Below are 25168 nucleotides of genomic sequence, written 5' to 3'. Positions count from 1 at the left end.
CACAATCTAAATTCCTGAAATAAAGGGTTAGACTTAGCAATACATTTTATCTTTTGCGTATTTTTTATACCCTCTTTTATAAAAAATCTTTCTTCATAAGGACAATCCGAAATTGTAGACTTTTTACTTTTTAATGGTCGTTGATAAAAAATTATATCATCAATAAATAGATAATCAAAACCATTATCCTTTATATTATTTTGATGCGCTTCATTTCTTGGATATAATTCATTTATACAGGCATCATACAATTCTCTATCTTGTAATTCAGAATGAAATTTTATTTGTGTTTTTAATATTTCTTGCAGTTCTTCCTTATAAAACTTTCTTTCAATAGTTTTAACTAGTTTTCCTCTTATTTTTTGTGTTGGATTTTGTAATAGTGTTTCGTATATAAATTGTCCTACTCCAACAAGACTTTTCTCACTATTAAAAGACTTAATTTTTTTCTGTGTACTTTCTTTTATAGCAATCCAATCTGTTTCCGAATCTACGATCTTAAAACTTCTTTTAATCTCTCCATTCTTAAGTTCTGTTGTAGTGACTATAAATTCTTTTAGTTTATTTAACCAACTTTCAGGTTTTGTTGTTTGTTTATCATACTTCCATCCATTATTAAAATAAATATCATAAAGCAATTCCCCTGTTTTTTTTATAACGTCTCCAGACACTTTAACTTCTGCAACAAAAAGCGTCTCAAAACTTTTATTATTCTCCTTACCTCCTTCTTCATCCTCTCCTCTTAACTGATAATAACCTCTTTTCTGATTAAAGTTTAATAATATCCAAGCTAATTCCTCTTGGCTAATTTTTTTAGTTAATGCCTTTTTACGGAGGTAATATATAGTCCAATCTAAAGGTATAGTAGTTTCTTTACCCGCTTGTTTAAATTCAGTAACCATTTCATTAAAAGAATCCATAAATATAAATTCATGTTTTCCAACTTCATTTTTACGATAGTTAAGTTTTTCTTCTGTGCCATTTTTAAATTGTCCGAAATGTTTTTCAAAATCAATGGACTCTTTATAATGTTGCGGTAAAAAGTTTAAAACATTTAAAACTCTGTGAAGTCTTTCTCTTCTTAATAAATTTCTTTGATAAAGTCTCCTAACACCTCTATATTTAGTCCTTTCTGCAGTTTGAGAATAAGATTGTCCAGAATCAAATTTACCTAAAATGTCCTGAGACATAGGAATAATTCTACTACCTAGGCCATTTATTTCTCCTTTCTTATTATTAAAGTCTTGTGTTGTTAATGCCCAACCAATAGAGTTTGTACCAAGGTCTAAACCTAATATTTTTTTCATAATCTATTTTTTTCTAAATTTAGAATAAAAAAATAAATTAGATTTACTGAAACCCGTAAAATAGTATCATTTTTTTATTTTATATTTGTATAACAATTTTGAAATCAATTCACAATAAGGATTATTCCGTTGTGAAAACATTTAAAGCGGCATCATATTTAATTATGATGTCGCTTTCTTTTATAAAAATAATTAAGTTATTGAATTTCTAAAGATGATTGATTTTGTATCACAAAAATCAGTACATTTGAGTAGAATTTTTTTATAAATCAGAGTACACGTTTCGGTACACGATTTAGTTAAAATATAGCATAAAAGCGAAAAATTAGGGAGTTTTTGTAAAATTCATAACCCTGAGGTCACGGGTTCAAATCCCGTTCTCGCTACAAACTTCAATCGTTTACAAAACAACAGTTTAGTTCACTCTAAACTGTTTTTTTATGCTTAATATTCAAGAAATCATTACCTTTAACTCCAAAATTGAACACGATTTGGAACACGGGAAATAAAGAACTTTATAAAAAACTAGTAAGTATGTTGATAATTGTGGAGTAAAAAATGAACCTATTTTGAAATACAATTTCAAGCAATTTAAGTTTAACTTACTAAATTTCAAAACTATAAAAAGACTATTATTTAAAGTTTGTAACCCTTAGAATATTGTTTAAAATCTCGTTTTAGCCACAAAACGAACTAAACTTAAACGAATAACAAAACTGACTAATTTTTTGCTAAAAGATTCAAATCTCATTATCGTAAGACTTTTTAATTAATTCTGCTTTACTATTAATCTCTAAAACTTTGTAAATATTTTTTATATGACTGCGAACAGTATCTAATGATATAAATAAATTGTCAGCAATCATTTTATAGCTTTTCCCGTCAACAAGTTCCGTTACTATTTCTTTTTGCCTTGCAGTAAGTAATCCTTTTTTTGAGGTATTTGGTGCAAAATGATTTGCGATTTTTCTAGCTATTGAAGGTGACATATAAGAGCCGCCTTTATGAACAACTTCTACCGCTTCAAGTATTTTTTTTAAAGGTGTTCTTTTAGATAAATAAGAACAAGCTCCTGCACATAAAGCCTTAAAAATGCTATCACTATCTTCAAAAGTTGTGAGCATTATAATATCAATATCAGGTAACTTTTTTGTAATTAAAGGAATTCCTTTAATACCAGACATTCCTAATAAATTAATATCTAATATCAAAATTGATGGCTGAAGTATATGTAAATCTACATTTTTAAGAAAATCTTCAACCGAAGAGGTAATAAGTACACAATCTATATGTGACTGTATGTTAAAAAATGCCTTTAAGCTTTCTTGCACTAAAACATCATCTTCTATAATTGCAAGTCTTAAATCATTCATTTTTTATAATTTGTAACACATATATTTAGCTAGTAAAGTTATAAAAATAACTATTTAAAAAAAATCACATATTAATGTGATATTATAAATTAAATGGAAGATATATTTGAATATAAAAGCCAGCATCTTTGGTAATTTTAAGTTTGCCTTTTATTTGCTTTGTTCGCATTTTCATATTTGACAATCCTAATCCTGTAGAATTACAGTCTCCTATATTCTTACCATTATCTTTTATGTTAAAATGACTTCCTTTTTTGCAATTTACAATACTAATAATTACATGATTTGCATTTGAATGACGAATTATATTTGTGATCGCTTCTTTAAATATTAAAAATAAATTTTGTTTTATTTGTGGCGATAACTCTCGATTCGGGTATTTTATAGTGTCCGTTTCTAATTGAAATGTAATTTCTTTTGATAGCAATAAATCTTCCGAAAGCTCTCGCATTCGCTCTACTAAATCATTTGTGCTTTGCCTTCTACTATCAATACTCCAAACCAAATCTCTCATTTGCGAAATTGCGTTTCTACTAATCGTTGCAATTTTTTGTAACTTAAATTTATCTGCATCATTTGCATTGGTCTCTAAAAGTTCGGTTTGCATTGCCAAGCCAGAAAGCATAGAGCCAACATCATCATGTAAATCACTTGCAATTTTGGTTCGCAATTTTTCCATGGCAAAAACTTGCTCTAATCGATATATAAAAATAGCGTAAAACAACACTATTATTAAAAAAATGATGATACTTATAAACCACCATTTTTTATAAAATACTTGTTGCACAGTAATAGGAATTGATAAAATAGTAGCGCTCTCAACTCCTCGAGAATCTTTACCTTTTACTTTTAAAACATAATTACCAGCTGGCAATTGATTGTAGCGAATAAATGAAGCATTGCCTTGATGAAACCAACGGTCTTCAAAACCCTCTAATTTAGTACTATAAGTATTCTTGTTGTTCTGAAAATAGCTGGGCATCATCCAACGAACTTCAAAGTATTGATCATATGGTGAAATTTTTAAAGTTGTAAGTTTTGTTTGACTATAATCTGTATTAAAGTTCTTTTTATCTTTACTGTTATATCGGTTAATACTTGAAAGATGTAACCTTGGAGGATTCGATTTTTTTAAAATATCTTTAGGTCTAAAGGTGTTTAAACCATTCATGCCTCCAAAATAAAAATCGCCAGCGTTCGATTTATAAAATGATGAATAGTTAAATTCGTTATTTGACAAACCATCTTCATCATAAAAATTTTGAAAAGTTTTAGTCTTTTTATTGAATTTAGAAATTCCGTTATAAGTACTAATCCAAAGGTTTTGTTCTTTATCTGTTAAGATCCCTACAATATTGTTATCTGGTAAGCCTTCTGTTTTGGTATATTTTTTTACGGTGTTTCCATCTGCAGAAATATGGTTAAGTCCACCGGCATAAGTACCAACCCAAAGACTGCCATCTATATCCTCTTCCATAACAAGAATTAAATTTCTTGAAACACTTGGTTTAGAATCCGTTTTGTATTGTTTTATTAATCGTCCGCTAAGATGTATTTTTAGTACACCATCATTTTGTGTTCCTATCCATAAAACACTATCTGTTTTACTTTCTTTAAAATATCTAAAATCGGCAATATTATATTCAGCTTTTGGGTTTTTAAAAATAAGTTTACTAGTTTCTGTTTCAGGATTAAAAAGTAGTAATCTGTTTAGACTTTGTCCTAAAAGGATTTTACCATTCTTAAGCTTAATTAATGTGTTTTCTCCTTTAAGTGAAATATTATAATTAAATTGAGGGTAACTTTTAGTAGTTCCATCCTTCAAATTTATTTTCAGCAAATTATCTCCTATTGTAAACACATTGCGCTTTTTATCATCTAAAACATAAAAATTGCTTTTGTATTTTGATGCATCTCTTGAGACACTATCTAGTTTAATTTGTAAAGTATCAATAATGCCATTTTTTGTTTTGTAGATAAGCTTGTTTTCACTTTCACATTTTGCAAAAACAGTTCCATATTTATCTTCAAAAATACCACGCATTGTGTTGCCCCAACCTTTGTTTTTAGATGTAAAAAGAGTTTTAAAAAGTTCTTCAATTATTTGAATTTTAAACAAACCATTATCGGTTGCAACCCAAAGTAATTTATTAGCATCTATAAAAAGATAATTAATTTTAGAGTACTCAAATCTAGAGATTAATTGTTTGGTATAATCAACAAATTCTCCTTTAAAATTCATGCGATATAACTTTTTACTACTAGCAAACCATAGTTGTTTTTGGTGATCTTCTATGGCATAGTAAAATTGGTCATCGCCTTTAAAAATTCGTTTTTTGGTTAATTTTTTTTCATCAAAAGTAAAAATACCAAGTTCTTTTCTTGGAAAAAAGTAATGAATATTATTACTATTAAAAAAAGATACCGTAAAATTTAAATCGGCAAAATGCCACGTATAATTTGATAATTGAAACGTATTTAATAAATTTCCTTCGCAATCAAATTTTAAACTTCCGTTAGGTGCAGACCATAAAATATTACCTTTTTTATCCTCTACTAATCTACTATACGCATATTTAGGTCTTTTTATAGAAGCTCTAACTTCAAATTTTTCATTTGTTAATTTTTGTAAATATTGTTTTGCTTTTCCGTTTTCTACGGATAAAAAATCGTCAGACATAATCCAAATACTACCATCTGTCGCTTTTAATATTCGTAAAACGCTGCCTTTGATGTTGTGTGTGCTGTTATAGGCAATAACTTTATCTGTAGATAATTGTAGTTTAAAGAGCCTTTCATTTGCTAAATACCAAAGTTCATTAGTAGTCTTATCATAGACTAATTCTCCTGTAATTAATTCCTCTTCAATATAAAAAGGGTTCTTTTTATCAGAATTATAAACCTTAAAATTATAACCATTGTAGCGAACCAAACCAATGTCTGTGCCAAACCACATAGCACCTGTAGCATCTTGAGTTATAGATGTAATGTCTCTAAAAGGCAACCCTTGTTCTGTAGTAAGTACATCTATTTGAGATGGATTTTGTGCATACACAGAATTACAAACGTGTGCCAATATAAAACAGGTAATTCTTAGAGCGATTTTTTTAAAGATTTTCAAAAAGCATTATTAGGTAGTTAGTTGGTTTCAAATATACAAAAATAAAGAAGCTAAATATCACATTAAGATGTGATTGACATTACACTAAACATCTTTTAATTTAGCTTTTATAATTACCAACATAAAAACTATTTATTAAAACCAAACTTATGAAAACATTAAAAACAAGTGCAATTGTATTATTTCTGCTAATTGGGCAAATTAGTTTTGCGCAAAACAAAAGTTACAAAGAAACAGTAATAGAAAATCCTACTGCCGAAGAAGATTTAAAAGTAGTTGCAGATTATTATGATGCACTTTTAAATAATAAAATAGACAAAGTAGCTAGCTTACTCGCTGAAAACTTTGTGCAAAAGGGGCCAAGCTTCGGTAAAACAGAAACAAAAGCTGAATTAATTGCCAATTGGAAAGAATGGAATAAAGTAAGAACAGAACAGAAAAACAACTTTATTAGTCAGACATTTAGAGTTATTGATGGCGACTATAAAGGTGATTGGGTTTCTGTTTGGGGAAACTACATTTTTACACAAGATAGTATTGAAGTGAATATGCCTTACCAATCAACGGCAATGATAACAGACGGTAAAATTGCTAGCCTTACAATCTATTATGACGTGTTAGCTTTGTATCAGGCTATGGGTTATAAATTAACAAAGAATTAGAGAAAGAAAAAGAAGAAGTAATTATAAACAACTAACCAAACTTGAAAGGCATTGCTAAAATCGCTTAATGATTCTTGGTGGTGTCTTTTAAATTTAACTTTATAAAATAAATCAATAGTGTCCGATTAAAAATGTATTTAGCTTGATAAACCCTTTTTAAAATCAAGTCTTGATTCTAAAAACAAAGCGAACTTATGTCTTTTATCAGACAACAACTAAAATAAATATAGTAACCATTAAAAATCAATTTATTATGAAAACAGTAGGTATTATTGGAGGTTCTGGCTTTATAGGAAGTTATGTTACCAAAAACTTTCTAGAGCAAGGTTTTAAAGTTAAAGTTTCTTCGACAGACATTACAAAAGGAGAAAAATACGCACATTTAAAAGAACTAACTAATGCTCAAAACTTGAGCATCATTCCGTTGAATGTAGAAAATAAAAAACAGTTAGAGAACTTTGTATCAGATTGCGATATTGTAGTGCATGGCGGCACTCCTTTTCAGTTAGATTTTGTGGATGCAAAAACCGAATTATTTGATCCAACGATAAAAGGTACAGAAAATTTTTTAGCAGTAATTAACAGCACTCCAAGTGTAAAAAAAGCGGTCTTAATTGCTTCGGTTGCTGCTTACAATACCAACTTTCCTTTACCCGCTGGTAATAAATCATCAAGTGATATATTCAGTGAAAAAGATACTCCTTTTATGAGTGAAGAAAGTCATCCGTATGCACAAGCAAAATTTATTGCGAATACAACCGTGAATGACTTTATAAAAAATCATCCTAATTTAGATGTAGAAATAACAACAGTATCACCCGTTGGTGTTTTTGGAAAATCAATGTCGCAAAGACAAGACTCTACCTCTACTGGTTTACAGTATTTAATTAAGAATAATATTGCGCCGAATCCTTTTGTACAAATGTTATTTGATACGGATGCAGAAATGGCAATGGTAAATGTAAAAGATGTTGCAAAAGGTATTTACAACGCTGCAACAAAAAAAGGGTTACATGGTAAAAACTATTTATTGAGTAGTGAATCCTATCCAATATCAGATATTTCTTTGATGCTGAATAAAAAAGAACCACAACATGCTGCTAAAGTAATTTATCAAAATGGTTTGGCTGAAAGAGAATTAGATTTACCATTTGTTTCTGCTCAACAAACCCTTAATGAATATGCTGGTTAGTCTTATTTATGATAGATAAAATGAACTTGAAAATTGATGCAATCAAACAAAGTTTAGACTATAAAACAAATACACTATGAAAAGAAAAATATTGTTTTTAATAATTTTTCAATTAACCATTTGCACGTTACATAGCCAAATTATAACAGGCAAATGGTATGAAATTAAAGACACACCTAGTTTAGAAGTAATCATAGAAAAGAATAATGATGCATATTCTGGTACTTTTAATTGGGAATGGAAAAACTGGAGGAATACAGCTAATGCACCACTTTATGAGCTATTTGTTAAAAAAGATTCTCTTTTATTTGAGTTAAGAAGTGGAAATGATATTGAGAACTACAAATTAAAATGGGATCCTAAAACAAATACCTATAATGGTTTTTATTATCAGAAATTTGAAAAATTAGATTCAGTAAAATTCAGTAGAACTCCAATAAAACGAGATTTAACCAATACCAAACCTGCTAAAAAAAAGTATACAAGACAAGACACTTTAAGAGGTACAATAACGCCAGAAAGAATTTGGTGGAATTTAACCCACTATAATTTAGATTTTGAATTAGACGTAGAAAATAGATTTATAAAAGGTTCTAATACGATCACATATACAGTATTAGAATCAAAAAATGTGATGCAAATAGATCTGCAACCTCCAATGAAAATTACCAAAGTGAAGCAATCTGGTAAATCGTTGACTTTTAAACAAGATGGTAACGCATATTTCATTCAATTAGATGAAAATCAGGCAATAGGGACATCAAAAGAAATTGAGGTTTTTTATGAAGGGAGTCCTAGAATAGATCCAAATCCACCTTGGGGAGATGGATTTACCTATAATAAAGATGCCAATGGCAAACCATTTATTTATACTGCTTGTATGGGTGGTGGTGCTAGTTTGTGGTGGCCAAACAAAGACCACATGTATGATGAGCCAGATAACGGAATGGTCATAAGTATCACTGTACCCAATGATTTAATGGCGGTTGCCAATGGGAAATTGACAGCTACAGAAAAAAAGAAAAACGGAACAACAAAATATGAATGGACCGTTGTAAATCCCATCAACAATTACGGAGTTAGTCTTAATGTAGCAGATTATGTTCATTATTCAGATCCTTATAAAGGTTTAAAAGGAACACTTGAATGTAATTATTATGTGTTACCAGAAAATTTAGAAAAAGCAAAAGAGCAGTTTAAACAAGTGCATTTAATGTTAGAAGCTTTTGAGCATTGGTTTGGACCGTATCCATTTTATGAAGATGGTTATAAATTAGTAGAAGGGCAAGGTATGGAACATCAAAGTTCTGTTGGGTATTCAGGCTATCAAAACGGAAGGTTAGGAACTGTTCAAGACCCCTCGGATTCAGGTTGGGGCTTAAAATTCGATTATTTAATTATCCACGAATCTGGTCATGAATGGTTTGCAAATAGCATTACGTTTAAAGATGTAGCTGATGTTTGGATTCAAGAAGGATTTACAAATTATGCTGAAGCCTTATATTTAGAATATCATTTTGGAAAAAAAGCAGGAGAAGAATATATAAAAGGGTTGTCTAAACTTATTAAAAACGAAGAACCTATTATAGGAAATTACGATGTAAATGATTTTAATTGGTCTAGAGATGTGTACATAAAAAGTGCAGTAATCCTGCATACTTTAAGAAACGCACTTAATGATGATACAAAGTGGCGCGCTATTCTTACAGGTTTAAATACAGCGTTTTATCATAAAACCGTTACTTCTGCGGATGTTGAGAATTATATCATAAAACATTCAGGCTTAAATCTGAAACCATTTTTTGATCAATATTTAAGAACTACAACAAGACCAATCTTAGAATATTATTTTAAGGATAATCAATTTGTTTACAAATGGATAAATACGATTGTAGGATTTGAAATGCCTTTAAAAGTAGACATCAATAATAGAGAATATTGGATTAAACCAAAAACAGTATGGACTTTTTATCATCTAAACGATACAGATACTAATACTAAAAAGGAGTTAAGTATCGATCCTAATTTTTATGTTTTGAGTTTAAAAAATATGGATAAATAAATGTTGATAGTAATCAAAAAAATAAAAACTAATACGGCATCACTCTAACCAAACAGTAAAAATACAAGATGAAAAGAAAAATACTATTTATATTGATTTTCCAAGTCTCCATTTGCACAATATACAGTCAAAACAAAACAGGTAAATGGTATGAAATTAATAATCCGAAGGGAAATTTAGAGGTTATCATTGAAGAAAATAACAATAACTATGCTGGTACCTTCAATTGGGAATGGCAAAATTGGATTAACAAAGTAAATGCACCTTTAGATTATTTGCTTTTTAAGAACGATTCACTATTATTTAATATAGAGCAGCCTAAAACCACGTTTAATTTTAAATTAAAAAGGGATGCTGAAACAAATACCTACAAAGGTTTTGCTTTTGTCAAATCTCGCAATTTAGGTCCTGTAACCTTGAGTCGAAATCCTATTAAAAGGGATATGAAGATAAAAGCTGTAGCTGAAAAAGCATATACAGCGCAAGATACTTTAAGAGGAAAAATAACTCCAGAAAGAGCTTGGTGGAATTTAACGCACTACAAACTAGATTTTGAATTAGACATCGAAAATAAATTTCTTACAGGATCTAATACAATAACGTATACAGTATTAGTAGCAAATAAAAGCATGCAAATTGATTTGCAACCTCCTTTAAAAATTACGAAAGTGCTGCAATCTGGCACTTCTTTAAATTTTACACAAAATGGGAATGCTTATTTTATCCAATTAAACGAAAATCAAGTAGTAGGATCCTCAAAAGAAATTGAAGTTTTTTATGAAGGAAATCCTAAGGAAGCACCAAGACCGCCTTGGGATGGAGGTTTTACCTGGAGAAAAGATGCAAGCGGCAAACCTGTAGTTTTTACATCTTGTCAAGGTGAAGGCGCTAGTTTGTGGTGGCCTAATAAAGATCATATGTATGATGAACCAGATAACGGAATGACGATTCGTGCAACGGTTTCTAGTGACTTAATGGCGGTTGCAAATGGAAAACTAACCGCTACAGAAAAAAATAAAAACGGAAAAACCACCTACGAATGGACGGTTCTAAATCCTATTAATAACTACGGAGTTAGTCTTAATGTGGCAGATTATGCTCATTTTTCTGATCCTTACAAAGGATTAAACGGAACACTTGAATGTGATTTCTATGTGTATCAAGAAAATTTAGAAAAAGCCAAAGCACAATTTAAACAGGTGCATTTAATGCTAGAAGCTTTTGAGCATTGGTTTGGACCTTATCCATTTTATGAAGATGGTTATAAACTGGTAGAAGGAGTTGGTATGGAGCATCAAAGTGCTATAGGCTATTGGGGATACCAAAATGGAATGCCAAGAGATGGTCAAGATTCTTCAGGTTCTGGTTGGGGTTTAAAATTCGATTATCTAATCATCCACGAATCTGGGCACGAATGGTTTGCAAATAATATTACCTACAAAGACATGGCAGATATGTGGGTACATGAAGGATTTACAACCTATTCTGAAGCCCTGTATGTTGAATATCATTATGGACAAAAGGCAGGAGAAGAATATATAAAAGGACTATCTAAAAAAATCAAGAACGACCAACCAATTATTGGCGATTATGATATAAATGATATTGAGTATTCAGGAGATGTATATGCTAAAAGTGCAGTAGTCTTGCATACTTTAAGACACGCACTTAATGACGATACAAAGTGGCGCGCTATTCTTACAGGTTTAAATAAAGAGTTCTATCATAAAACAGTAACTACAGCAGAAGTTGAAAATTACATTACAAAACGTTCTGGATTAAATTTGAAGCTATTTTTTGATCAATATTTAAGAACTACGCAAATACCAACATTAGAATACTATTTTAAAGAGAACCAATTTGTTTATCGCTGGATAAATACAATTGTTGATTTTGAGATGCCCCTAAAAGTAACGCTAAATAATCAAGAGCTTTGGATTACTCCTAAAACAAAATGGACGTATTACTATGTGAATGATGCGGACGCTAAAAAAGAAGTAACTATTGATCCTAATTTTTATGTAGCTAGTTTTAGGAATATGGAAAATTGATAAAAAACTCAATCTTATAAAAAATCTCAAAATATTAAAATCATGAAAAAAATTCTCATATTCACACTTTGCTTTTTTGCTTACTATTCAAATTTTGCGCAGACTTATATAACAAATACAACCATCATAGATGTAGAAAATCAAAAACTACTTCCAAATCAAACGCTTGTCATTACTAATAATAAGATTTCAAATATTAATTCAAGCAAAAAAATTACAATTCCTGCAAATGCTACTGTGATTGACGGAACTGGAAAATATCTTTCACCAGGTTTAACCGATGCACATATTCATTTTTCTCAAAATGGTGGCATATATACGCGACCAGATGTAATCGATTTACAAAAATTTGTCCCTTATGATCAAGAAATTGAAGCTACAAAAACCAATATGGAAGACAAACTTCGTCGTTATTTACAAAATGGAATAACTACTGTCTTTGATGTTGGTGCTTCTTATCCTTTTTTAAAACAAAGAAATGATTTTAAGGAGGCAGCATTTGCACCAACTATATTTATCACTGGTCCATTAGCAACTACTTATGAACCTAAAGTTTATGAAAACTTTCAAGATGATACGCCATTTACTTTAACCAAAACCATTGAAGAAGGTATTAAATCTGTGCAAGACCAGTTACCTTTTAAACCCGATTTTATAAAAATTTGGTATATCGCTGGAGCTGATGGTTTATCGATTGAAGAAAGCGCCAGAAAAAATATTCCAATTATTAAAGCTATTATAGACGAAGCTCACAAAAACAATTTAAAAGTTGCTGTTCATGCTACAGAACGAATTACAGCACAATTAGCGGTAGAAAATGGTGCCGACTTTTTAGTACATAGTGTAGTCGATGAAATTCTAAAACCAGATTTTATTCAATTATTAAAAAAGAACAAAACAATTCTTTGTCCAACACTGGTTGTGATGGAAAATTATAATAAATCATTGGGGCAAGAATTGGAATTCAACTTGTATGAATTTGAAAAATCGGATGCTTTTCAATTGGGTAGTTTAATGGATTTAAAACATATAACCGACACAACTTTGGTTGAACGCTATAAAAATATAGTGCAATCTAAAAATGCAAAGGAAAAAACGATTCGTGATGAAAAAAATATGCTAGCAAATTTAAAACTCCTTTCTGATGCTGGTGTTACTATAGTTACCGGAACGGATGCTGGAAATATTGGAACATTGCACGCTACCTCATATCAAGCCGAATTAAAAATGATGCAAAAAAGCGGCATGACTAATTGGCAAATTATTGTGGCTTCAACATTAAATGGAGCAAAAATATTAGACAAAGAAAAAGATTTTGGAAGTATTGCTATCGGCAAAAATGCAAACCTCATTTTACTAGATGAAAACCCTGTTGATGATTTGAAAAATTTAACCAAAATAAACAAAGTCATAAATAAAGGCGTTGTTTTTAACCCAAGTGATTTGGTAAAAGACACGCCAGAAATTTTAGTACAACGTCAGCTTAATGGGTATAACATGAGAAATATAGATGCTTTTTTAGAACCGTATGCAGAAGATGTTGAATTGTACACCTATCCAAACACCCTAATTGGAAAAGGAAAAGAAAATATGCGAAAAAACTATACTCAAATGTTTGAAAACACACCCAATTTGCATTGTGAACTAAAAGGCAGAATTGTACAAGGAAACATTGTTATCGATAAAGAACAAGTCAAATTTGGTAATAAATTCCAAGACGCTACTGTCATTTATCATATCGAAAACGGAAAAATTCAAAAGGTATATTTTGTGAAGTAATAAAAGAAAAACTATAAATAACCACAAATCAATAAATGCAACCAAACCATGAAAAACTATATTTTAATACTAGTAGCCTTATTAGGAATTACTCAAATAACACAAGCACAAGAAGACAACTATCTATGGCTTGAAGAAGTTGATGGCGAAAAAGCTTTGGAATTTGTGAAAAATCAAAATAAAGCAACTGTAGAAAAATTAAGTGCAGAAAAAGATTACCAAGATATATATGATCGAAGTTTAGCAATCTATAATTCTAAAGAAAAAATTGCGTACCCCAATGTTTATGGCAACTATGTGTTTAACTTTTGGAAAGATAAAAATCATGTAAGAGGTATTTGGAGAAGATGTTTATTAGAAAGTTATACTAGCGGAAATCCTGTTTGGGAAACCTTATTAGATATTGATGCCCTTTCAAAAAAAGATGATATTAAATGGGTTTATAAAGGAGCCCGTGGTTTGTATCCTGATTTTAATCGTTTTATGGTTGAACTTTCTAAAGGAGGTGGAGACGCAGTAGTTATCAAAGAATTTGATATCAACAAAAAAGAATTTATAGAAAATGGTTTTTCTATGGATGAATCAAAAGGAGGTGCTAGTTATATTGATAAAAATACGTTAATTGTTACTTCAGATTTTGGCGAAGGCACCATGACCACATCTGGCTACCCAAGACAAGTAAAAATATGGAAACGAGGTACACTTCTAAAAGATGCACAACTTATTTTTGAAGGCAATTCTACTGATGTAGGTGCAGGGGGAAGTGTGTTTAGAGATGGAGATAAAGCTTTTAATGTAATTTATCGAGGTTTGACTACTTTTTCTACCCAACTTCTAGTTTGGAATAATAACAAACTGATACAACTAGATATTCCTGATGACGCTGAAACAAGAGGTATTATAAATAATCAACTGCTTGTTCAATTAAAATCTGATTGGACAGTAAATGCTAAAACCTATAAAATAGGAACTCTTTTAAGCCTCAATTTTACCGAATTGTTAAAAGGAAATAAAGAAATCGAAGTAGTTTTAGTGCCAAATGAGTTTTCAAGTATTTCAGGTGTTAGAAAAACCAAAAATAAACTTCTTGTAAACCTATTAACAAACGTTACAAGCAATTTATTTATCTACTCATTCAACAACGGAAAGTGGTCAGATCAAAAAATGAATACGCCAGATTTAGGAGCTATTTATATTGCTGATACTAATGATTTTACAGATCAATTCTTTTTTGGTTTTGAGAATCTAATTACCCCAAGTACCTTATACACAGCCGACGCCAGTAAAAATACTTTTAAAGTTTACAAATCATTACCAGAATATTTTGATGCTAGTAAATATGAAATAAATCAGTACAAAGCAACATCGAAAGATGGTACGATGATTCCTTATTTTATGGTATCCGCCAAAGGCGTTAAAAAAGACAGTTCTAACCCAACGTTAGTCTATGCATATGGTGGGTTCGAAATTTCTTTATTACCTTATTACTTATCAACTGATGGAATAGCATGGTTAGATAAAGGAGGTGTTTATGTTTTGGCTAATCTTCGTGGAGGTGGCGAATTTGGACCAAAATGGCATCAAGACGGAATCAAAGAAAAGAGACAAAATGTCTACGACGATTTATTTGCGGTGTCTGAAGGTTTGATCGCTAAAAAAATAACATCTCCAAAACATTTAGGTGTTATGGGTGGCAGTAATGGTGGTTTATTAGTAGGTGTTGCTTTTACACAACGACCAGATTTATACAATGCTATTGTTTGTGAAGTGCCTTTATTAGATATGAAACGTTATAATAAACTATTAGCAGGCGCAAGTTGGATGGGCGAGTTTGGGAATCCTGATATTGCTGAAGAATGGGAATACATCAAAAAATATTCTCCTTACCATAATCTTAAAGAAGGAGTTGATTATCCAGAAGTATTCTTTGGCTCTTCTACTCGTGATGATAGAGTGCATCCTGGTCATGCACGTAAAATGGTGGCTAAAATGAATGCAATGGGTTACAAAACCTATTATTATGAAAATACAGAAGGCGGCCATGCAGGCTCTTCAACCAATGAACAAAGTGCAAAATCAAACGCTTTGATATTTTCTTATTTGCTGATGAAGTTGAAGTAATATAATTTAATTGTTTAAAATAAAATAGCATTAACATTTCTATCAAATAAAAAATGAAACTAAAAAAAACAACTTTATTATTAATAGCACTTTCGCTAACTATAACTCTTAAAGCACAAACAGAAAAAGAGAAAGTAATTGAAACAACAAGTAAAGCAAAAATTGAAGGTCATATTTATTTCTTGGCAGACGACTTGCTAAAAGGGAGAGAAACAGGAACTCCAGAAAATAAAATTGCAGCTTCTTATTTAGCAAACACATTACGAAGTTATGGCGTAAAACCAAACCCAAAAACAGGAACATTCTATCAAGATGTAAAATTGAAACGAGCTTCATATCCTGCTGATGTTGCTATAGAAATTAATGGACAGCAAATTAAAGAGTATGCTTTAATTGTTCCATCAGCAATAAATACAAATGCTGATGCGGTGTATTTAAACTACGGCCTTAAAAATGATTATAATGGAAAAAATATTAAGGGAAAAGTCATCATCATAAAATCTGGAAGTGAAGAAATAAAAGATGCCAGAGCTGCTTATGGTTTGCTAGAAAAAAAACAAGAATTAGCCAAAGCGAATGGTGTAGTTGCTATCATTGAATTATTAGATACTGATAAAAATATGTGGGAGCTTATTAAGCATCACTTCAATGCACCTCGAATGATTGTTGCTAAAAATAAAAAAGCCGATAAAAGTGATGATACTGATATTCCACACCTTTGGACTTTAGATGAGAAACATAAAACGGCTACCGTTTTTAGTTCGATAAAAAAAATGACGGCTAAAGTAGAAATGAGCGAAAAGACAGAAGAAATAGTTATGTCTCAAAATGTTATAGGCTTTATAGAAGGTACAGATCCAAAGCTAAAAGAAGAATTTATAATTTACTCTGCACATTACGATCATGTTGGTATTGGTAAGCCAGATGAAACTGGAGATACAATTTACAATGGCGCAAGAGATAATGCTATTGGCACAACAACAGTGTTGAGTATTGCGGAAAATTTAGTTAAATACCCAACAAAGCGTTCTGCTTTATTCATATTGTTTACAGGAGAAGAAAAAGGACTTTTAGGTAGTGAATTCTATGTAGAAAATCCTGTGCTTCCTTTAAAACAAATGGTCTATTGCTTTAATAGCGATAATGCTGGTTATAACGATACCTCATTAGTTACAATTATGGGTTTGTCTAGAACTACAGTTGCACAACATATTAAAGACGCTGCAGCTACATTTGGTCTTACAGCGATTGATGATCCTGCACCAGAACAAGGTTTATTTGATAGAAGTGATAATGTGAATTTTGCAAAAAAGGGAATTCCTGCGCCTACATTTTCTTTGGGATTTACGGCTTTTAACGGCGATGTTACAAAATACTACCACCAACCTGGAGATGAAGCAGATACTTTAGATTATGATTATTTATTAAAGTTTTTTAGATCTTATATATTATCTGGAAGAAAAATTGGCAACGATTTAAAAACACCTGTTTGGACAGGCGGAGATAAGTATGAAGAAGCATCAAAAGCACTTTATGGAAATTGACTTTTTATAATTTCTCAATTTTAAGCAATAACCAACCAACCAACCAAAAAATGGAAACTAAACAAACATCATTAACACCATTAAAAGCAGTCGATCGAATACAGTCTATAGATATAATGAGAGGCATCGTACTTTTTGGCATTTTATTAATGAATATCAATGGAATGGCACTAGCAAATGCCTACGGTGACCCTACTGTATCTGGTGGCGCAACAGGATGGAATCTCTATACATGGATCGCTACAAATATGCTTTTTGAAGGGACAATGAGAGCTTTATTTTCGCTATTATTTGGTGCAGGAATGTTTATTCTTTTGAATCGTTTGGAAAAAAAAGGTGCAGGTATAAAGGCGGCAGACATTTATTTTAGACGCTTAATGTGGCTGCTACTTTTTGGTCTTATACATGCCTATCTAATTTTGTGGACGGGAGAAATTTTGTTCGCATATTCGTTAATGGGTTTCTTAGTTTATACTTTTAGAAATATGCAGCCCAAGAAATTAATTATTATAGCGCTTGTTTTACTTTCTTTTGGTACCCTTTGGAATTATGCCGATTACGAGGAAAATGCTAAATTTATTAAAAATGTTTCTATAGCAGAACAATTTAAATCCGAAGGAAAACCGCTTACTGATGAACTAAAAACAGCGCAAATAAAATGGGAAGAATTACAGAAAGAGCGCTCGCCAGAGGCAATTACCGAATACAATAGTAACATGCAAAAAGAGTATTTTAGTGTGGTTGCTTTTTTAGCACCTATCAATATATATTATGGAAAACTCTACTCCTATCGCTACGATGTCTGGGATATTTTAAGCATGATGCTTTTAGGGATCGCTTTTTTTAAATTAAACATACTTTCCTCTGAAAAACCCTATGCTTTTTACTTTCTTATGGCAACTTTTGGGTATTTGGTAGGATTGACAACTAACTATTTTGAGATCGCTTACATTATGAAACAAAACTTCTCATGGTTAAGTTTCTCAAAAACAAATATCACTTACGATTTAGGTCGTGTTGCAGTAGCCATAGGACATGTTGGACTTATTATGCTATTTTGTAAATCAACTATTCTATCACAACTAAAAAAAGCACTTGGTGCAGTTGGTAAAATGGCACTGACCAATTATATAATGCATTCGGTAATTGCACTGTTTATTTTTACTGGCGCTGGTTTTGGACTATTTGGAGCTTTTCAAAGACATGAACTCTTGTACATTGTATTTGCAATTTGGATTTTTCAGTTAATTGCAAGTCCTATTTGGCTTAAGTACTACTATTTCGGTCCTTTAGAATGGCTTTGGCGAAATTTAAGCTATCAAAAAAGACATCCTTTGAAAAAGAAAAATTGGGCGCAAAAAAAATGAAAAAATTTCTAAAACAGTTCTTTCTAATTTTAATAAGTGTTATTACTATTACAATAATTACAGTATATATAATTGAACTAGTGCATGAACTGCTCATTTGCATCAATCATTTATACCAAATGGTCGTGAACGAAATGCTTGTTGGTACAAACTATGTAGACAAAGTAATATTAAATATGAATTTAAATAAACACGCCGCTTAAGTAAATCTATTTACATTAATCAACTACTATTAGTATCTTTAATTCACTTTCTTAAAACGAATTACTTTTCTAAAATATTTTTTTTGGTATTTGGTATTATTGTAAATCTAATAAATCTTTTAGGCAGCGATAGCCCTTTTTATCAGTTAAAAATTACACTTAGAGTGTTTTTATTTGCAGTTCATATTGGTCTATTTTAAATGAATCCTATTTTTATTTACTTGTATGTTGAAAATAAAAAAGTAGTAATTTATACTTTGCATAGTTAAACAACAAGCTATATTTTTACCGAAAATTATAAATCTGAACATAAAATTAAAATAATCAAAACTAAAAATATCATTTCTATTATTCCGTTGCTATCAATAATTAAGACAAATACGCCGCCAAAAATATTAAAAGAGCGTGTTGTAGAAATGGTAAACTTGCCTTATTACGAATGTGTTGTTTTGTTTATTGATAACAAATTATCTGTTATTGTGAAGCTTTGGCAATCAACTAGACATTACGTTTGTAAAAGTGTAGCCCAAGAACGTGTTATTATTGATGAAACTTTAAGAGGAAAAAGTTTAGGAAACAGCTTTTACTTGGATAGACGAGCAGGTAAAAAATATAGGTTGCGAAGCCATTGAATTAAACACTTATATAAGCAACCCAAAATCTCATAAATTTTATTATAATCAAGGATACAACATCTACGGATTTCATTTTTTAAAAGTATTGAGAGATGATAAAAAGTTTTATTAATTTTTGATAAAAAAAAGATTGTAGAACTCAAAAATGATACTATATTTGCAGCCTTTACCAAGCGAAAGTAGCTCAGTTGGTAGAGCGTCAGCCTTCCAAGCTGAATGTCGCCGGTTCGAACCCGGTCTTTCGCTCAAAAGACTTTATTAGAAATAATAAGGTCTTTTTTTTGCTTTAAATTTACTTAAAACAAAAAATTATTACTCGAAAACAATATCAAACATCAATCAAATAATATTTGTATTTCAATAAAAATGAAGTCTTTACTACTTTATAAAGTCTCTATTTATTTTACAAACTTTTTAATTTATCTCCGAAAAGTAATAGTAAAAGAATCGGAATTGCTAAAATAATTACAAATGTAGTGTTGGTTGTAAATAACATAGGATTTAACAAAAGTGTTAAAGCAAAACCACCAATTGTGCCTCCTAAATGCGCTGCATGCCCAATATTACCTACCTGCTTTTTCATTCCATAAATAGAATAGACTAAATAACCTACTGCAAAAACATACCCAGGAATCGGAATTGCAAAGAACAACAACAATTGCATATCAGGAAACAATAAAATAGAAGCATATACAATTCCGGAAACCGCACCAGAAGCTCCTACTGCACTATAATAAGGTTCATTTTTATGATACTGTAACGTGTACAAACTACCTGCCAATAAACTTCCAAAATAGATAATTAAAAAACTAATACTTCCTAAAATACTATCCACAAAACCGCCAAACATATAAAGTGCATACATATTAAAACCAAGATGCATCCAATCTACATGCAAAAAACCAGAAGATATCATTCTAATTTTTTCTTTTCCTAGAACTCTACCAACTTGAAATTTATATTTATCTAAAAAAGCATAATTATCAAAGCCTTTCATAGAAAACAAAACGTTGGCGATAATTATCAATAAAACTATGGGATTTGAACCTTGCATCATCTTGCAAAAATAGCAAAATCTCTTTGTTTTATTTATCCTTTCTGTTTAATTTAAATTATAGATATTTGCAATTAAAACAAAACCGAATGCAATTTTTAGCTTTTGCAATAATCTACCCTTTTATCTACTTACTTTCTAGATTACCAATGCGTATATTATATGTATTGTCAGATTTTTTTTTCTTCTTGATGTACAATGTAATCGGCTATCGAAAAAAAGTAGTTTTAGAAAATTTAAAACTCGCTTTTCCTGAAAAATCCGAAGAGGAAAGAAAAAAAATAGGAAAGGACTTTTTTAAACATCTTACTGATTTAATTATGGAAAGTGTAAAGGCCTTTTCTATATCAGAAAAAGAAATGTCAAAACGATACACTTATAAAAATCCTGAATTGGTAAATAATTACACCAGGCAAGGCAGAAGTATTGCATTAGTTGCTGCACACCAAGCAAACTGGGAATGGTCTATTAGTTTACCACTTGTTTTAGAAGGAAATGTAAGTGGTGCATACACCAAATTAGGCAATCCTTATTTTGAAAAAGTTGTACGCAGTTCTAGAGAAAAGTATGGAATTATAGGATATAAGGCAAGTGAAACTGTAAAAGGCATGCAAAAGAATTTTGCAGAAAAAACGCAAGGTTTATATGTTTTATTAAGTGATCAGTCTCCTCAAATGCACAAAACATACTATTGGAATGATTTTTTTGGTATTAAAGTGCCAATGCATACAGGTGCAGAAATGCTTGCTAAAAGGTTTAATTTAGTGGTGATTAATTATGTAACCAAAAAGATAAAAAGAGGATATTATGAAACAGAATTTCAGTTGATAACGGACGCTCCAAAAGAGTTCGAAGATTATGAAATTACTGACAAATATACGCTGTTAACAGAAAATAATATTAAACAGCAACCAGCTCTTTACCTATGGTCTCATAAAAGATTTAAACATAGAAATAGTTTTGACGAATGGCAAAAAATGAAAGTTTCTAAACAGTAAACCAAGAAGCAACTAGTTCTTTTTCAATTGGTTCTATAGAATTATGCACATAATCATTCTTTATAGAATCGTACTTATAATCTTTAGCCCAATCTTGTATATTTTCTGACAATTCTTTTAATGATTTACAAATAAAATCTAATTCGTTATTTGTTACCGTTGGATGCAAAGACAAACGAATCCAACCTGGTTTTTGTGTATTACAGCCATGTAAAATCTCATCTTTTATTCTATTTGAAGTCTCTTGATCTACGTTTAATAAAAAATGGCCGTAGGTTCCTGCACAAGAACATCCACCTCTAGTCTGAATCCCAAAACGATCATTTAATAGTTTAACAACTAGGTTAAAATGAACCTTTTCAAAGTAGAAAGAAAAAATACTTAATCTTTTTTTATGATTTGGAGCTAATATTTTTACACCAGATAAACCTTCTAAAGTTTTAAATAACACTTCGTTAATTTCATCTTCTCTTTTTCTGATGTTCTCTACGCCCATTTTGTTTTTCAACTGAATTGCCAATGCAATCTTTATGGTTTGTAAAAAAGCAGGTGTTCCGCCATCTTCTCTAGTTTCTACATCATCAAAATAATCATGCTGTCCCCAAGGATTTGTGTAACTCACCGTTCCTCCTCCTGGATTATCTGGTACTGTATTTTTATATAATTTCTTATTAAAAATCAATACACCTGCACTTCCTGGTCCTCCTAAAAATTTATGCGGAGAAAAGAAAATTGCATCTAAATATTCCTCTTCAATTTCTGGATGCATATTAATATCAACATAAGGCGCACAGCATGCAAAATCTACAAAGCATAAGCCGTTATACTGATGAATTAATTTTGCAACTTTATGATATGCTGTTTTTATACCTGTAACATTAGAACAAGAAGTTATTGAAGCGATTTTTATTTTTCTATGTTCGTGCTTTTGAATGCATTTTTCAAAACTTTCTAAACACACTAAACCTTCATCATTACAAGGAACAACCTCAACATCTGCAATGGTTTCTAACCAAGAAGTTTGATTTGAGTGATGCTCCATATGAGATATAAAAACAATCGGTTTTAAATCTTCTGGAACCGTTGTGTACTCTTTTAAATTTTCGGCAACTTTTAAGCCTAAAATACGTTGAAATTTGTTCACAGCAGCCGTCATTCCCGATCCTGTGGTAATTAAAACATCATTAGAATTTGCGTTTACATGACGTTTTATAATATTTCTAGCTTCGTGATACGCAAGTGTCATTGCGGCACCTGTTGTAGAAGTTTCTGTGTGTGTATTTGCTACAAAAGGTCCTAGTTCGTTACAAATTTTTTCTTCAATAGGTCTGTACAATCTTCCGCTTGCCGTCCAATCTGCGTAGATGATATTTTTTATTCCATAAGGAGATGTAAATGTTTGATCTACGCCTATAATATTTGCACGAAATTGACCGAAATATTGCTCTAAATTTTTCATTATAATCTAAATTTACCTCCAATTAAAATATTATTTTGTAAAAAGAAAAAATCTTGAGAAGCACTATCCGCAGCATTCGTACTTATCTTAACATCGGGCATGTTTATATAGCCACCTTTTAAATCTGCCTGAATAAAAAAATGTTTTAAAAATGTAACATTCAATCCAAATCCGGCAGAAAGTCCGTAACCAGAAATATGATAATCATCGTGTCTATCAAGACCTAAAAGCGAAGTATCTGTTTTTGGATATAAAACTCCAGCACCAAAACCTTCTGTAATGTTTATTTGAAAACTCTCTGATTGTAAACCAAACCAACTGCTAATATCATCAAAACGATATAATTCTATATTGATGTAATTTAAACCATCTGTATGTTCTAGGCGTAAAAAATCTTCTGTTAATTGAATTTGTTGTCCGTTATAAACACCATCATATTTTGTATTACCAATATTTATTGTTCCGTCTATATCTACAAACTGGTCATTATTAACAACATATTTCATGTGATCTACACCTAAAGAAATCGTGTAATTTTCTTTAAAAAAATATCCAATTCTTGCATTTGTTTGTGGTTTAGTCAAGTTTGTAATTCCAAAATACTTTTTAAAAGTAAATGCAGATGGTGTATCTCGAGCTTTTACATCTTGCAAGGTAAAATCATAATTATCACCTTTAAAGCGAATATTTGAATCGGTATAACTTGCCCAATTCCAACCCCAATACACAAAAAACTTACCTTTGTTCGTACCCTTTTTCTTTTGATTTTCTTGCGCATTCACAGATAATACCATGAAAATTAAAAGTAGTGAAAAGTGTTTTTTCTGAAACATTTAAGCTATTATTTCTTTAATTTCATTGATAAAACGTATTGCCAAAGCATCGGCTGCATCTTGAGATTTAGCTTCTGTATAAATTCTAATAATTGGTTCTGTATTCGATTTTCTTAAATGAATCCATTCATCAGCAAAATCAATTTTAACGCCATCAATCGTGTTTACATCCTCATTTTTATAAGTTGATGCCATGGTTTCTAAAATTTTATCAACATCAATCTCTGGTGTTAATTGAATCTTATTTTTGCTCATAAAATAACTTGGATACGAATCTCTCAAGGTTTTACAAGATACTTTTTGATGTGCTAAATGCGATAAAAACAAAGCAACACCTACCAAAGAATCACGCCCGTAATGTGAAGCAGGATAAATGATTCCTCCATTTCCTTCACCACCAATTACCGTATTTGTTTCTTTCATTTTTATAACCACATTAACTTCACCAACTGCACTTGCCGTATACGTTCCGCCATGTTTTTGAGTAACATCTCTTAATGCTCTAGAAGAAGATAAATTAGAAACCGTGTTCCCTCCTTTTAAACGTCCTAATACATAATCTGCACACGCAACTAATGTATATTCTTCGCCAAACATAGAACCATCTTCAGAAACCAAAGCCAGTCTGTCTACATCTGGATCAACTACAATTCCTAAATCTGCTTTTTCTTTCACTACCAATTCAGAAATATCTGTTAAGTGCTCTTTTAAAGGTTCTGGATTGTGAGGAAATTGCCCATTTGGTGTGCAATATAATTCAATACATTCTACACCTAATTTCTCTAATAATGCAGGTATAAAAATTCCTCCAGTAGAATTTACACCATCAACAACCACTTTAAATTTTGCTTTTTTAATAGCTTCAACATCAACTAATTCTAAGTTTAAAACTTCTTGAATATGCTTTTCTAAATACGAATTATCTTTTGTATAACTTCCTAAATCATCAACGTCTGCAAATTCAAAATCTTCACTTTCTGCTAAAGCAAGAATTTCTTCTCCTTCTGCTCCATTTAAAAACTCACCTTTTTCATTTAATAATTTTAAAGCATTCCATTGTTTTGGATTGTGGGAAGCCGTTAAAATAATACCGCCATCCGCTTTTTCTAAAGGTACTGCAACCTCAACAGTTGGTGTTGTAGAAAGACCTAAATCAACTACATTAATTCCTAAACCTACTAAAGTATTTGCTACTAAACTAGAAATCATTTTACCAGAAATACGAGCATCTCTGCCTACTACAACGGTTAATTTTTCTTTATTCGGATTTCTGTTTTTTATAAAAGCCCCATATGCTGAAGCAAATTTTACTGCGTCTATAGGTGTTAAATTATCAGCAGTTTTACCTCCAATTGTACCTCTAATTCCTGATATCGATTTTATTAATGTCATAGTTTTATTTTAACA

Annotated in this window: 18 protein-coding genes and 1 tRNA gene; 12 read left to right on the top strand and 7 right to left on the bottom strand. The window is 30.8% G+C overall.

Translation table 11 applies throughout. The features are described from left to right. The 3 genes from cas9 to BTO16_RS02305 all read right to left on the bottom strand — a co-directional run. A partial coding sequence (cas9, locus tag BTO16_RS02315) for a type II CRISPR RNA-guided endonuclease Cas9 (RefSeq protein ID WP_407675510.1) occupies positions 1-1307 on the bottom strand: 1307 nt, incomplete at its 3' end. A 740-nt stretch (positions 1308-2047) separates the two neighbouring features. Next, positions 2048-2680 carry a response regulator transcription factor gene (locus BTO16_RS02310; RefSeq protein WP_105020051.1) on the bottom strand — a complete coding sequence of 211 codons (633 nt, stop codon included), beginning with the start codon at positions 2678-2680 and terminating at the stop codon, positions 2048-2050. A gap of 82 nt (positions 2681-2762) precedes the next feature. Beyond that, positions 2763-5756 (bottom strand): ligand-binding sensor domain-containing protein, encoded by a 2994-nt coding sequence (locus tag BTO16_RS02305; protein ID WP_245891939.1) that lies wholly within the window; start codon positions 5754-5756, stop codon positions 2763-2765. 194 nt (positions 5757-5950) lie between these two features. On the opposite strand from BTO16_RS02305, the gene BTO16_RS02300 reads away from it, so the two are divergent. The 11 genes from BTO16_RS02300 (at position 5951) to BTO16_RS02250 (ending at position 19663) form a co-directional block, all read left to right on the top strand. Next, positions 5951-6463 (top strand): nuclear transport factor 2 family protein, encoded by a 513-nt coding sequence (locus BTO16_RS02300; protein WP_105020050.1) that lies wholly within the window; start codon positions 5951-5953, stop codon positions 6461-6463. Between the two features lie 253 nt (positions 6464-6716). Further along, complete coding sequence (locus BTO16_RS02295) at positions 6717-7655, top strand: NAD-dependent epimerase/dehydratase family protein (protein ID WP_105020049.1); 939 nt, start codon at positions 6717-6719, stop codon at positions 7653-7655. Between the two features lie 76 nt (positions 7656-7731). Next, positions 7732-9717 (top strand): M1 family metallopeptidase, encoded by a 1986-nt coding sequence (locus tag BTO16_RS02290; protein WP_105020048.1) that lies wholly within the window; start codon positions 7732-7734, stop codon positions 9715-9717. A gap of 68 nt (positions 9718-9785) precedes the next feature. After that, on the top strand, positions 9786-11768 hold the full coding sequence (locus BTO16_RS02285) for a M1 family metallopeptidase (protein ID WP_245891937.1): 1983 nt from the start codon (positions 9786-9788) through the stop codon (positions 11766-11768). A gap of 42 nt (positions 11769-11810) precedes the next feature. Then, the gene (locus tag BTO16_RS02280) at positions 11811-13547 is read left to right on the top strand and encodes an amidohydrolase family protein (protein WP_105020047.1); all 1737 of its coding nucleotides are present in this window, start codon (positions 11811-11813) and stop codon (positions 13545-13547) included. A gap of 48 nt (positions 13548-13595) precedes the next feature. Beyond that, on the top strand, positions 13596-15668 hold the full coding sequence (locus BTO16_RS02275) for a prolyl oligopeptidase family serine peptidase (RefSeq protein WP_105020046.1): 2073 nt from the start codon (positions 13596-13598) through the stop codon (positions 15666-15668). A gap of 53 nt (positions 15669-15721) precedes the next feature. Continuing rightward, entirely contained in the window at positions 15722-17212 is a 1491-nt protein-coding gene (locus BTO16_RS02270) for a M28 family peptidase (protein WP_105020045.1), read from the top strand. 50 nt (positions 17213-17262) lie between these two features. Further along, positions 17263-18579, top strand: coding sequence for a DUF418 domain-containing protein (locus tag BTO16_RS02265; RefSeq protein WP_105021476.1), 1317 nt, complete (start codon positions 17263-17265; stop codon positions 18577-18579). After that, on the top strand, positions 18576-18782 hold the full coding sequence (locus BTO16_RS02260) for a hypothetical protein (RefSeq protein WP_105020044.1): 207 nt from the start codon (positions 18576-18578) through the stop codon (positions 18780-18782). Before BTO16_RS02265 ends, BTO16_RS02260 begins: the two co-directional genes overlap by 4 nt. Positions 18783-19138: 356 nt before the next feature. Beyond that, positions 19139-19414, top strand: coding sequence for a hypothetical protein (locus BTO16_RS02255; RefSeq protein ID WP_146105329.1), 276 nt, complete (start codon positions 19139-19141; stop codon positions 19412-19414). A 176-nt stretch (positions 19415-19590) separates the two neighbouring features. Next, positions 19591-19663 (top strand) — tRNA-Gly (locus BTO16_RS02250). Positions 19664-19820: 157 nt separating this feature from the next. Here BTO16_RS02250 and BTO16_RS02245 read toward each other — a convergent pair. Beyond that, positions 19821-20471 carry a rhomboid family intramembrane serine protease gene (locus BTO16_RS02245; RefSeq protein ID WP_407675513.1) on the bottom strand — a complete coding sequence of 217 codons (651 nt, stop codon included), beginning with the start codon at positions 20469-20471 and terminating at the stop codon, positions 19821-19823. Between the two features lie 89 nt (positions 20472-20560). Here BTO16_RS02245 and BTO16_RS02240 point away from each other — a divergent pair, with 89 nt between their 5' ends. Next, a complete protein-coding gene (locus tag BTO16_RS02240; protein ID WP_105020041.1) occupies positions 20561-21469 on the top strand; it encodes a lysophospholipid acyltransferase family protein in 909 nt (302 codons plus the stop codon). On the opposite strand, the gene BTO16_RS02235 is transcribed toward BTO16_RS02240, so the two are convergent. From BTO16_RS02235 to glmM, 3 genes are read right to left on the bottom strand one after another with little or no spacing between them, the layout of a single operon-like run. Then, positions 21459-22928: an aminotransferase class V-fold PLP-dependent enzyme gene (locus tag BTO16_RS02235; protein ID WP_105020040.1), complete on the bottom strand. Its 1470-nt coding sequence runs from the start codon at positions 22926-22928 to the stop codon at positions 21459-21461. The genes BTO16_RS02240 and BTO16_RS02235 overlap by 11 nt on opposite strands. Continuing rightward, positions 22928-23761 (bottom strand): hypothetical protein, encoded by an 834-nt coding sequence (locus BTO16_RS02230; RefSeq protein WP_245891935.1) that lies wholly within the window; start codon positions 23759-23761, stop codon positions 22928-22930. The genes BTO16_RS02235 and BTO16_RS02230 overlap by 1 nt, the downstream gene beginning before the upstream one ends. Next, on the bottom strand, positions 23762-25153 hold the full coding sequence (gene glmM, locus BTO16_RS02225; protein ID WP_105020038.1) for a phosphoglucosamine mutase: 1392 nt from the start codon (positions 25151-25153) through the stop codon (positions 23762-23764). Positions 25154-25168 lie beyond the last annotated feature (15 nt).

The organism is Polaribacter glomeratus, from assembly GCF_002954665.1.
GTDB lineage: Bacteria > Bacteroidota > Bacteroidia > Flavobacteriales > Flavobacteriaceae > Polaribacter > Polaribacter glomeratus.
This window is presented reverse-complemented; position numbering and strand designations above follow the sequence as displayed.